This is a genomic window from Ornithinimicrobium sp. (assembly GCF_030537745.1).
Lineage (GTDB): Bacteria > Actinomycetota > Actinomycetes > Actinomycetales > Dermatophilaceae > Ornithinicoccus.
In genome coordinates this window covers 1-11,496 of the sequence record NZ_JAUNVI010000076.1, presented here as the reverse complement: position 1 = coordinate 11,496, position 11,496 = coordinate 1, and the positions used below count along the sequence as shown (strand labels likewise).

At 67.1% G+C, this 11,496-nt stretch carries 10 protein-coding genes; 7 read left to right on the top strand and 3 right to left on the bottom strand.

The annotated features are described in order from the left end of the window. From secD to Q4P07_RS12620, 4 genes are all read left to right on the top strand, one after another. A partial coding sequence (gene secD / locus Q4P07_RS12635; protein ID WP_303375273.1) for a preprotein translocase subunit SecD occupies positions 1 to 677 on the top strand: 677 nt, incomplete at its 5' end. Then, positions 677 to 1,855 (top strand): protein translocase subunit SecF, encoded by a 1,179-nt coding sequence (gene secF / locus Q4P07_RS12630; protein ID WP_303375272.1) that lies wholly within the window; start codon positions 677 to 679, stop codon positions 1,853 to 1,855. The genes secD and secF, both read left to right, overlap by 1 nt. Positions 1,856 to 1,882: 27 nt before the next feature. After that, the gene (locus Q4P07_RS12625; RefSeq protein WP_303375271.1) at positions 1,883 to 2,413 is read left to right on the top strand and encodes an adenine phosphoribosyltransferase; all 531 of its coding nucleotides are present in this window, start codon (positions 1,883 to 1,885) and stop codon (positions 2,411 to 2,413) included. Between the two features lie 32 nt (positions 2,414 to 2,445). Next, entirely contained in the window at positions 2,446 to 4,800 is a 2,355-nt protein-coding gene (locus Q4P07_RS12620) for a bifunctional (p)ppGpp synthetase/guanosine-3',5'-bis(diphosphate) 3'-pyrophosphohydrolase (protein ID WP_303375270.1), read from the top strand. 40 nt (positions 4,801 to 4,840) lie between these two features. Here Q4P07_RS12620 and Q4P07_RS12615 read toward each other — a convergent pair whose 3' ends face one another. Continuing rightward, the gene (locus tag Q4P07_RS12615; protein WP_303375269.1) at positions 4,841 to 6,175 is read right to left on the bottom strand and encodes a M18 family aminopeptidase; all 1,335 of its coding nucleotides are present in this window, start codon (positions 6,173 to 6,175) and stop codon (positions 4,841 to 4,843) included. Further along, positions 6,175 to 7,848 (bottom strand): DUF349 domain-containing protein, encoded by a 1,674-nt coding sequence (locus Q4P07_RS12610; RefSeq protein ID WP_303375268.1) that lies wholly within the window; start codon positions 7,846 to 7,848, stop codon positions 6,175 to 6,177. The genes Q4P07_RS12615 and Q4P07_RS12610 overlap by 1 nt, the downstream gene beginning before the upstream one ends. 128 nt (positions 7,849 to 7,976) lie before the next feature. Between Q4P07_RS12610 and Q4P07_RS12605 the strand changes: the two genes are divergently transcribed. Then, positions 7,977 to 8,672, top strand: coding sequence for an MBL fold metallo-hydrolase (locus Q4P07_RS12605; RefSeq protein WP_303375267.1), 696 nt, complete (start codon positions 7,977 to 7,979; stop codon positions 8,670 to 8,672). 53 nt (positions 8,673 to 8,725) lie between these two features. Continuing rightward, complete coding sequence (gene hisS / locus Q4P07_RS12600; RefSeq protein ID WP_303375266.1) at positions 8,726 to 10,120, top strand: histidine--tRNA ligase; 1,395 nt, start codon at positions 8,726 to 8,728, stop codon at positions 10,118 to 10,120. A 42-nt stretch (positions 10,121 to 10,162) separates the two neighbouring features. On the opposite strand, the gene Q4P07_RS12595 is transcribed toward hisS, so the two are convergent. Further along, positions 10,163 to 10,840 (bottom strand): peptidylprolyl isomerase, encoded by a 678-nt coding sequence (locus Q4P07_RS12595; RefSeq protein ID WP_303375265.1) that lies wholly within the window; start codon positions 10,838 to 10,840, stop codon positions 10,163 to 10,165. Between the two features lie 185 nt (positions 10,841 to 11,025). Here Q4P07_RS12595 and Q4P07_RS12590 point away from each other — a divergent pair, with 185 nt between their 5' ends. Then, entirely contained in the window at positions 11,026 to 11,376 is a 351-nt protein-coding gene (locus Q4P07_RS12590) for a YerC/YecD family TrpR-related protein (protein ID WP_303375264.1), read from the top strand. Positions 11,377 to 11,496: the final 120 nt, after the last annotated feature.

Sequence of the window (11,496 nt, the reverse complement as noted above, 5' to 3'; positions counted from 1 at the left end):
CCGAGCAGATCAGCCCGACGCTGGGCGGCAAGCAGCTCTTCTGGGGGTTGGTCGCCGGCGGCATCGGCCTGCTGCTGGTCTTCCTCTACATGATGATCCAGTACCACGCCCTGGGTTTCGTGGCGATCGGGTCCTTGGTGGTCGCCGGGGTCCTGACCTACGGCACGGTGACTCTGCTCGGGTGGGCGACCAACTTCCGTCTCACCATGGCTGGAGTGACCGGTCTGATCGTGGCGATCGGGATCACGGCCGACAGCTTCATCGTCTACTTCGAACGCGTCCGTGACGAGGTGCGGGAGGGTCGACCGCTGCGGTATGCCGTGGACACCGGCTGGGACCGTGCGAAGCGGACGATCATCATCTCTGACGTCGTCAACCTCATCGCGGCCGGCGTGCTCTACTACCTGTCCGAGGCCGGAGTCAAGGCCTTCGCGTTCACCTTGGGCCTGACCACCGTGCTCGACCTCGTCATCGTCATCATGTTCACCCACCCCATCGTGAGCATGCTTGCCGACACCCAGTACTTCGGTCAGGGCAAGAAGTGGTCGGGGATGGAGCCGGAGCGACTGGGCGCCAAACGCTCGACCTACCTGGGGCGCGGCCAGATCCGCGAGCCGCTGGTCACCCCCGGGCGCAGACGCCATACCCGCGAAGAACTGGAAGGCGGTGTGGTCTGATGTCACGCTTCAGCCAACTCGGCAACGACCTCTTCTCCGGCGAGCGCTCCTTCAACATCGTGGGCGCCCGCAAGTGGTGGTATGCCCTCGCAGCCTTACTCATTTCGATCTCCCTGGTAGGGATCCTGGGCAAGGGACTGAACTTCGGCATCGAATTCAGTGGTGGCACCGAGCTGCGAGTCTCCGGCGTCTCCCAGATGGCCGACTACGAGACCCGCGCCACCCAGGCCGTCAACGACACCGTCACCGGACTCACCGCCGAGGTGACCAAGATCGGTGACGACACGGTCCGCGTCCAGACCGGTGAGATGGAGGCGCAGCAGGCCGAGGACCTCCGCGCCTCGCTCGCCGAAGACTTCGGCGTCAGCATCGAGTCGGTGACCAGCTCGCTGGTCGGTCCCTCGTGGGGCCAGAGCGTCACCAAACGAGCATTCCTGGCATTGGGTGTCTTCCTCGTGCTCGTCACCATCGTGCTGACGCTCTACTTCCGGACCTGGACGATGGCTGTCTCCGCGCTCTTCGCGCTGATCCACGACGTCTTCTTCACGCTCGGGATCTATGCCCTCCTGGGGATCGAGGTCTCACCGGCCTCGGTGATCGGCTTCCTGACGATCCTGGGCTACTCGATCTACGACACCATCGTGGTCTTCGACAAGGTGTATGAGAACACCGAGGACGCGTTTGACACGCAGCGGAGCACGTATGGCGAGGCGGCCAACCTGGCGGTGAACCAGACGATCGTCCGGTCCATCAACACCTCGGTCGTGGCCCTGTTGCCGGTGACCGTCATCCTGATCGTCGGCAAGACGCTGATCGGGCCGGGCACCCTGGTGGACCTGGCCTGGGCCCTGTTTATCGGCATCGCGGTCGGCACCTTCTCCTCGATCTTCATCGCCACCCCGCTGCTGGTCCACCTTCGCGAGAACGAGAAGTCAGTCAAGACGCACGACGCGATCGTGCGCAAGCGGCGCGCCAGGGGCGAGATCCGCGCCGATCGCAAAGCCGCGGTGCAGGCCGATCTGGACGCGCTGCAGGAGGAGAGCGAGCGCGATGGCGCTGTCGTTGGAGCCACCCCCACGGCATCTCGCCCCCCCGCTTCCGCACCCGCCACCGGCCGGACGTTGCACCCTTACGCAGCGCGAGGACCACGCAACCAACCCAAACGCAAGCGTCGTTGACCCGCCCCCCTTCCTTAAGGTGACCGCATGACCGACCAGCAGCTTGCCCAGGACGTGCTCGACGGGATGCGTGACATCGTCGACTTCCCGATCAATGGGGTGGTCTTCAAGGACTTCACGCCCATCCTGCTGGACGCGGCGCTGCGGGACCGGATCGTGGCGGACACGGTCCAGCGTCAACGAGGCAGGGTCGATGTGGTCGCCGGGATCGAGGCCCGGGGCTTCATCATCGGTGCGATGATCGCGCACGAGTTGGGGGTCGGTTTCGTGCCGGTGCGTAAGGAGGGCAAGCTGCCCTCGGCCGTGCACAGCCTGTCCTACGCCCTCGAATACGGCACCGCCACCCTGGAGATCCACCAAGACGCGGTGTCCAACGGTGAGCGCGTGCTCGTCGTCGATGACGTGCTGGCTACCGGCGGGACGCTGGCCGCTACCTGCCAGCTCGTGGAGCAGTGTGGTGCGAGCGTGGCGGCGATCGAGCTGGTCCTGGAGATCGGGGAGCTCAAAGGTCGCGACAAGTTGAGTGGCTATGACGTCCACTCGCTGACCATCATCTAAGCCGCAGCGCTGGGTCCGCCTATCATCGAGTCATGACCGACCCTTCCACCACCGGAACCACCCCTAGGGTGGGTGGCGGTCTGCGGCCTCGGTGGACCCGTCTCGGCAGTCGGTCGAGCACCACCAGCCCCGCGATCGAGCCCCTCCTGCGCGCCGTCCGCGCCACCCATCCCAAGGGTGACCTGGCGCTCATCGAGCGGGCCTTTGCGGTGGCCGCGGTTGCTCACGAGGGACAGAAACGTAAGAGCGGCGACGCCTACATCACCCACCCGCTGGCCGTTGCCACCATCCTTGCCGAGCTAGGGATGACCCCGTCGACGATCGCGGCGGCTCTCCTGCACGACACCGTCGAGGACACCGCCTACGGGCTACCGCAGCTGCGCACGGAGTTCGGTGACGAGATCGCGATGATGGTCGACGGCGTCACCAAGCTGGACAAGATGACCTACGGTGACGCAGCGCAGGCCGAGACGGTCCGCAAGATGGTCGTCGCGATGGCTAGGGACATTCGGGTGCTGGTCATCAAGCTGGCCGACCGGCTGCACAATGCGCGCACCTGGCGTTATGTCTCGACCGAGTCTGCCAATAGGAAGGCTGCCGAGACGCTGGAGATCTTTGCGCCGCTCGCGCACCGGTTGGGGATGAACACTCTCAAGTGGGAGCTGGAGGACCTGTCCTTCGCCCAGCTGTATCCCAAGGTCTACGACGAGATCGTCCGGATGGTGGCGCAACGGGCGCCGGCTCGCGAGGAACTGCTGGCCCAGATCCGTGCGGACATCAACGAGGAGCTGAAGACCAGCAAGGTCCGGGCCACCATCACCGGAAGGCCTAAGCACTACTACTCCGTCTACCAGAAGATGATCGTGCGCGGTCACGACTTCGACAAAATCTACGACCTGGTCGGAGTCCGGGTGCTCGTCGACTCCATCCAGGAGTGCTACGCGGTCCTCGGAGCCCTCCACAGTCGATGGAACCCGGTGCCCGGGCGCTTCAAGGACTACATCGCGATGCCCAAGTTCAACATGTATCAGTCGCTGCACACGACGGTCATGGGACCGGAGGGCAAGCCGGTCGAGATCCAGATCCGCACCCACCAGATGCACCGGCGCGCGGAGTATGGCGTCGCCGCGCACTGGAAGTACAAGGAGCAGGGTCCCGACGGCACTCGTGCGGTGCCCGGAGCCGACGGGACGCCGGGGGCGTTGGAGGGTATGCAGTGGCTGCGCCAGCTGGTCGACTGGCAGCAGGAGACCGCGGACCCGGGGGAGTTCCTTGACTCGCTCCGCTTCGAGATGGGCAGCGGCGAGGTTTACGTCTTCACCCCTGGCGGCGACGTCATGGCGCTGCCGAGCGGATCCACCCCTGTCGACTTCGCCTATGCCGTGCACACCGAGGTAGGACACAAGTGCGTGGGCGGTCGGGTCAACGGCAAACTGGTCCCCCTCGATTCCGAGCTGCACAACGGCGACGTCGTGGAGATCATCACCAGCAAGGCGGAGGAGGCTGGCCCGACCCGTGACTGGCTGACCTTCGTCAAGAGCGCTCGGGCTCGCAACAAGATCCGGCAGTGGTTCACCCGCGAGCGCCGAGAGGTCATGGTCGAGTCGGGCAAGGACCAGATCGCCAAGGTGCTGCGCAAGCAGAACGCCCCCCTCAGGCGGTTGATGTCGCACGAGAGCCTCACCGCGGTGGCCCAGGGGTTGGGTTATAAGGGGATCGACGGGCTCTTCGCAGCGGTGGGTGAGGGGCACGTGTCGCCGCAGCACGTCGTGACCCAGCTCATCAGCACTGCCGGGGGCGACGACGGCGCCCAGGAGGACCTGGCCGAGGGCACTCGCCCCACGCGGGCGCGGGTCCAGCCGAGCGACCCAGGCGTCACCGTCGTCGGTGCCGACGACGTCTGGGTCAAGTTGGCCAAGTGCTGCACCCCGGTGCCCGGAGATCCGATCCTGGGCTTCGTCACCCACGGGCGCGGTGTCTCGATCCACCGGACCGACTGCACCAATGCCCAACAACTCCAGGCCCATCCCGAGCGTCTCATCCCCGTGGCCTGGGCACCGAGCGCCAACAGTCTCTTCCTCGTCAACTTGCAGGTGGAGGCGCTGGACCGCCCCCGACTGCTCTTTGACATCACCAGGGTGCTCTCCGACCAGCACGTCAATATCTTGTCCGCCGCGGTCCAGACCAACCGTGACCGGGTGGCGTTGAGCAAGTTCACCTTCGAGATGGCCGACCCTTCGCACCTGCAGTCAGTGATCAGCGCCGTCCTGCGCATCCCGGCGGTGCTCGATGCCTACCGCGTCACCGGCACCACCAGCACCGACCCCCACCGCCGCGGCAGACCCGACCACCCTGACCAGACCGACGCGGACGACGCCGCCTCCTGACCGAACGGTCGCTGCTGCCAGTCCGAGCGGGCGGAGTGCCTCAAGCAGGGGTGAGGAAGGCAGCCAGGGCAGCGGCATAGCCGGCCTGGTCGAGCGTTCCAGCGAGCTCTCGTGAGGAGTGCATGGACAGCATGGGCGCGCCGAAGTCGACCGTCGTGGCGCCGGTGAGGGCAGACGTCATCGGCCCGACGGTCGAGCCGCAGGGCAGGTCCGAGCGCGTCACGAAGGTCTGCATAGGCACGCCAGCCGCCTCGCAGGCGAGCGTGAAGGTTGCTGCCCCTAGCGAGTCCGTGGCATAACGAAGATTGGTGTTGACCTTCAAGACCGGTCCGGCATTGACCATGATCGGGTGCCCCGGCTCATGGCGCTCGGCATAGTTGGGGTGCGTGGCGTGCGCCATGTCCCCGGAGGCGATCACTGTCGAGGCCAAGGCACGCCAGTAGTCCTCCCGGTTCCCGCCCGCAGCCATGACGATCCGCTCCAGCCAGGCCGGCAGGAAGGTCGAGTGCGCGCCGCGTTCGGACATGCTGCCCACTTCTTCGTGGTCGAACAGCACGATCACCGGGATCACCGGTCCGTCGCAGGGATGCTCGACTGCATGGAGGATCGCGCGGACCGAGGCATAGCTCGTAGCGAGGTTGTCGAGGCGCGCGGAGGCAATCAGCTCACCCTGGGCCCCGACCCTCCGCGCCGGAGTCAGGTCATGAGTCATCGCGTCGAAGCCAAGGAGGGCCTCGGCCTGCACGCCAACCTGCTCAGCCAACCAGGACCGGAAGTTTGCTCGCTCCACACCTTGACCCCAGTGCGGCGCGAGGTGCAGTTGGTCGTTGAGCTGCAGGCCCTCGCTGCGCACCGTCCGATCGAGGTGGATCGCGAGCTGGGAGACACGCAGGATCGGGTCGTCGCAGCGCCACAACCGCTGGCTGATCCCGCCCGTCACGGCGTCGTCCCGGACGGCGACACGGCCTGACAGGCCGAGGTCACGATCGAGCCAGGAGTTGGTCAGGGCGCCGCCGTAGACCTCGACCCCCAGCATCTGCCAGCCGGCGCGGGACCAGTCAGGCAGCGGCTTGATCCGCAGGTTCGGGGAGTCGGTGTGGGCGCCGACGACCCGGTATGGCGTGTGCGCCGCACGTCCTTCCCCCACCTCCGCGGTGGACCAGGCGAGCAACGACCCGGCCCGGCGCACGACATACCGTCCCGGCGCTGACGGGGTCGGATCGCACTCGGCGACCTCAGAGAAGCCGCCCTGGCGCAGCAACTCCGCAGCCGTCTCGACCGCGTGAAAAGGGGAGGGCGAGGCGTCCAGGTAGGCGCACAGCCCGTCGGTGACGTCGGTGACCTGGGTGGACAGCGTCCGGAGCGCGTCGGTCATCAGGACAGGTTGCCTCGGGCAGACTCGAGCCAGATCTTCTTGGTCGCGAGCTCGGACTGCAGGGCAGCCACCACTTTGTCGTCACCGGCCGCGGTGGCGGCCTCCAGGTCGTTGGTCAACCCCTGGACGGCGCGCTCGAGCTGCTCCGCCATCGAGGCCGCTCGCGCAGTGAGCTCCGGGTCTGACTTCTGCCACTGGCGGTCCTCGATGTCGCGGATCTTCTGCTCGACGGCCCGGAGTCGGTTCTCCACCCGGCGGACGTCGTTGCGGGGGACCTTGCCGGCCGCCTCCCACTTGTCCTGGATCCGTCGCAGTTCGGTCTTGGCCGCGTCGAGGTTGGGCGCGTCCAACTTGAGCGCCTCGGCCTCCTCCAGGAGCGTCTCCTTGACCTTGAGGTTCTCGGAGAACTCCGCCTCTTCGACTGCGACCACTTCATCCTTGGCGTCAAAGAAAGTGTCCTGGGCAGCCTTAAAACGCTTCCACAGGGCGTCGTCGTCGGAGCGGGCAGCGCGTCCTGCGCGTTTCCAGTCCTGCATGAGCCGCTTGAAGGCGCCCGCAGTAGCACCCCAATCCTTGCTGGCGGACAGCGCTTCGGCCTCCTTGACCAACTTCTCCTTGACGGCCTTGGCTGAGCCGTGCTCGACGTCGAGCTGGGCAAACCAGGCCTTGCGTCCCTTGTCAAAGGCGGTGCGGGTGTGGCTGAACCTCTTCCACAGGTCCCCCTCGGTCTCCTTGTCCAGGCGCGGACCGGATCGTTGGTGGGCCTTCCATTCGTCGAGCAACTCCCGGATGCGGGTGCTGGCCTGCTTCCACTGCACCTTGCTGGGGTCGGTCGCGGCGAGGGCCTCCGCCTCCGCGACGAGGGCCTCGCGCTCGACGGTGGCCGCCGCTTTGGCTGCGGCCCGGACCTCCGCCTCGGCGGCCGACTTGGCCGCGATGGACTCCTCCAGCGAGGTGACCGTCGTCTGCAGGGAGGCGAGATCACCCACGAATGTGGCCTCGCCGATTTGCTCTTTCAGGTGGGCCAGAGACTGGCGCGCCTCGTGCGCCGAGACATCCGTGTGCGCCACGCGTTGGGCAAGGAGGTCGGCGACGGCGACGACCTCGTCGAACTTGCGGGCGAAGTAGGCCAGCGCCTCCTCCGCAGTCGCGTCGGGATAGGAACCCACCTCACGTTCGGAGCCGTCAGCGGCGATCACGTAGACCGTGCCGTCCTCGCCGACGCGACCATGCTTGATCGACTCACTGGAGGCGAGGGGAGCAACGGGTGCAGCAGGCGCCGCGGGCCGTGCGGCTCGAGACGCCGGCGCGGCGGGGACCGCCGCCTTGCGCCCCGCAAACATGGTCGGGGAAGGCGCCGCCGAAGGCTTTGGCGCAGCGGGCGTCTCGCTCTCGGGCGCTGCTGGTGCGTCGGGGGCCTCAGGCGGTGCTACGGGCTCAGCTGGGGCTTCGGGTGCCTCGGGCTCATCAGCCGGTGCCTTGTCCGTCTCCAGCTCTGCTGGTGCTTCAGTCGCCTCGGGCTCGACCGTCTCCGGCTCGGGCGATGTCTCGGCGTCCGCCGCCTCCTGGACAGACTCGGTGGCGTCCGGCTCAGCGACGGTCCGGTCCGGGTGCTGCGGCGAGACCTCCTCCGGCTCGGGCGTGCTGGTGGTCTGCGCTGACTGCTCGGACACGGCTGGTTGGCCTCTCTCGACCGCGAGGACGACCATCTGGGCCGTCTCGACATGGCATGAACGTCATGCAGCCTATCGAACGGCCCTGGGATGGTCCCGTCGCATTCGGACGTCGGTAGGGTCGCGGCATGTTCATCAGAAGCATCGTGGCCGACGCGTTCGGCACCAACTGCTACGTGGTCGCCCCAGCAGCCGGGCAGGAGTGCCTGATCATCGACCCCGGCATCGGCGTGGAGAACCGGGTTCAAGACGTGCTCGCCGAGTTTGGGCTGCGCCCCAGCGCCGTGCTGCTCACCCACGGCCATCTCGATCACGTGTATGCCGTGACGCCAGTGTGCGCGGGGAGCACGGCTGCCTACATCCACACCGATGACCGCTACCGCCTGCAGGACCCCCTGGGCAGTCTGATGCCGGGCATGCTGTCGGCGCTGGAGCAGCAGTTCGGGCGGCGAGCCACCTGGACCGAGCCGCAGGATGTCATCGAGGTGAGCGACCGGCAGGTCCTGGAGCTAGCCGGGATGTCGATCCAGGTGGCCCACGCCCCCGGCCACACGGAGGGTTCGGTGATCTTTTGCACGTCAGGGGTTCCTGAGGGAATCCCTGCCGACGACCTGGACCGGACGGTGCTCTCTGGTGACGTCCTCTTTGCCGGGTCCATCGGGAGGACGGACCTGCCAGGGGGGGATCATGCGGCGATGCTCCGGTCTCTCCGGGACGTGGTGCTCCCGTTGGAGGACTCCACCTTCCTGTTGCCCGGGCATGGGCCCGCGACCACGATGGCTCGTGAGCGTCTCACGAATCCCTACCTGCAGAGCTTGAGCTGACGCACGCGGGTCGCCATACCTGACCAGGGGTCGCGCAACCTAGACTTCTTGGCGTGATCACCCCTCGCACACCGTCCGGAGTCCTCGAGCTGCTGCCACCCGACCAGGTGGCCTTCCAGCGGATGCTTGACGTGATCCGTTCCGGTTATGAGCGGTTCGGGTTCCTGCCGATCCAGACGCCGGTGTTCGAGCGTTCCGACGTGCTGCTGACCAAGACGGGTGGCGAGACCGAGCGTCAGGTCTACTTCGTGCAGTCGACCGGGGCGCTGGAGAAGGCGCGCGGCGAAGACGTCGAGGGGACCCCGGAGCTGGCCCTGCGCTTCGACCTGACCGTGCCGTTGGCCCGCTACGTCGCCGAGCATGAGCACCAGCTGACCTTCCCCTTCCGGCGCTACCAGATGCAGCAGGTCTATCGAGGCGAGCGCCCGCAGCGTGGTCGGTTCCGGGAGTTCTACCAGTGCGACGTGGACGTCATCGGCAAGGACGAGCTGTCGGTGCGGCACGACGCCGAGTGTCCGGCGGTCATCCACAGCATCTTCACTGAGCTGGCGATCGGCCCTTTCACGATCCAGCTCAACAACCGCAAGGTGCTGCGCGGCTTCTACGAGGATCTGGGGATCGTCGATCCGGACCAGCAGGCGGCAGTGCTGCGTGAGGTCGACAAGCTCGACAAGCGTGGCCCGGACTATCTGCGCACGACCCTGACCGGCGAGGCCTTCGGGCTCTCCGAGGCCGTCGTCGAGCAGATCCTGGCCTTCGTGCAGGTCCGCTCCGAAGGACACGAGGACGCCCTGGCCCGGCTTGCCGAGGTGGAGTCTGGATCCAGGGGCAGCGAGTCGCTGGCACAGGGAGTGGCCGAGCTGCGCGAGGTGCTGTCGCTGGTGCGGGCCATGGGCGTGCCGCAGAGCGACTATCGCCTCAACTTCTCGATCGCGCGCGGCCTGGACTACTACACCGGCACTGTCTACGAGACCACCCTGGACCAGCATCCCGCGATCGGCTCCATCTGCTCCGGCGGTCGCTATGACAATCTCGCGGGGCAATACACGAAGTCGCGGCTGCCCGGGGTCGGGATCTCGATCGGGCTCTCGCGACTCTTCTGGCAGTTGCGTGAGGCTGGGCTGCTCACGGACTCGACCGGGCAGTCGACCGTGCAGGTGCTGGTGCCCCAGGTGGATGCGGCGCTGCTTGATGACCAGCTCGCGCTTGCCTCCCAGCTGCGCAGCGGCGGCATCAACACCGAGGCGGTCCTGGACGGGGGCAAGCTCGGCAAGCAGCTGAGGTATGCCGATCGCGCGGGGATCCGCTTCGTGGCCATCCTTGGTCCGCAGGAGATGGCCGACAGCACCGTGACGCTGAAGGACCTGCGCCGTCAGGACCAGTTCACCGTGCCGCGGGAGGAGGTCGTCTCGGCGCTGCGCGTCGAGTTGGCCCAGCCGCAGGTCTGAGCGGCCCCACCAGCACCGGATAGCCGTCGCCGCGGAGCGCGTCTACTCCTTGACGGTGACCGACAGGATGCTGATCGGCTGCGCGGGCGAGCCGTCTTGGCGGCCGCCGTCCACACCTGCCGCAGCAATCCCCTCGACGATCTCCATCCCTGAGGTCACCTTGCCGAAGATCGAGTAGCCACCGCCGTCGGTGGGCAGTTGAGTGTCCTCGTAGACGATGAAGAACTGGCCGCCGTTGCTGAACGGATCGTTGGTGCGCGCCATCGCGAGGGTGCCCGGCGGGAAGTGACCGTCGACGGGGGCGTTTTCGATGCCGTAGCCATAACCCGGACTGCCGCGACCGTCGCCGGTGGGGTCCCCGCACTGGAGCACGAAGATGCCGGCGGTCGTCAGCCGATGGCACGGGCTGTCGTCCCAGTAGCCCTCCTCGCCGAGGAAGAGGAAGGAGGCCACGGTCTGCGGCGCCTGCGCGGCGTCGAGCTCGAGCACGAGGTCACCACAGTTGGTCGCGATGGTGGCCCTCACCGTCGCCGGCTCGACCGAGACCGGGTCGGGCAGGTCCTGCTGGGAGTAGGTCGTGACACCCGAGGGCAACGCGGGCGGAGGCGCGCACTCCAGCGACCCGGCGGCGGCCACCTCCTCGGGTGCTGGCGTCCCCTCTCCGCAGGCGGTCAGTGAGAGCAGGGCGGCGGTGGTCACCGCGATCAGGCGTCGGTCCATGGTGGCTAGCGTAGAGAATCAGGGGCACCGATCCGACGCCCCGTAGGTAGGGGAGCGGATGTCGGACCCCTGCCGCTCATGTGTTAGCGTAATAACACGCTGTGACACAGTCTGCGGAGAGACCACCGCACCCACCTCCACCGCGAACACTCCACCCCTCGCAACGCCCGGAAGCACGAGGTCCAATGAAGGCACACACGAGTCAGCAGAACCGCGCACAGACGCGGGCTGCCCTGGCGACCGTGCTGGCGAGGCTGGACAACGCCGACGCCGTCGACGCTTTCCTCGAGGACCTGTGCACGCCGGGGGAGATCGTGGCCATGGCCGACCGGTGGTCAGTGGTGCCACTCCTGGCGCAAGGCATGCCGTACCGCCAGATCCACGAGGTCACCGGCGTGAGCGTGACGACGGTGGGTCGGATCGCGCGCTGCCTGGAGGGTGGCGCCGGCGGATACCGGGCAGCCCTGCAAGAGCATCATCGAGACCAACATCATCGAGACGAGCATCAACACTCCGAGGCGCTGCCGTCGGGATGAGGCTCGGTGGACGTGCGCCTGTCGCCCACACCTCTGACTCCACGCCTTCGAATGCGCTCCGGCCCGCCAGAACGCGCCATACCTGCACTGCCCCCTGCGCCCACACACGGAAGATCGAGA

Excerpts from the sequence above, each read along its gene's own strand:
- secF (WP_303375272.1), top strand. The coding sequence starts at position 677 with ATGTCACGCTTCAGCCAACTCGGCAACGACCTCTTCTCCGGCGAGCGC.
- Q4P07_RS12595 (WP_303375265.1), bottom strand. The coding sequence starts at position 10,840 with ATGGACCGACGCCTGATCGCGGTGACCACCGCCGCCCTGCTCTCACTG.
- Q4P07_RS12615 (WP_303375269.1), bottom strand. The coding sequence starts at position 6,175 with ATGACCGACGCGCTCCGGACGCTGTCCACCCAGGTCACCGACGTCACC.
- Q4P07_RS12625 (WP_303375271.1), top strand. The coding sequence starts at position 1,883 with ATGACCGACCAGCAGCTTGCCCAGGACGTGCTCGACGGGATGCGTGAC.
- Q4P07_RS12590 (WP_303375264.1), top strand. The coding sequence starts at position 11,026 with ATGAAGGCACACACGAGTCAGCAGAACCGCGCACAGACGCGGGCTGCC.
- Q4P07_RS12605 (WP_303375267.1), top strand. The coding sequence starts at position 7,977 with ATGTTCATCAGAAGCATCGTGGCCGACGCGTTCGGCACCAACTGCTAC.
- Q4P07_RS12620 (WP_303375270.1), top strand. The coding sequence starts at position 2,446 with ATGACCGACCCTTCCACCACCGGAACCACCCCTAGGGTGGGTGGCGGT.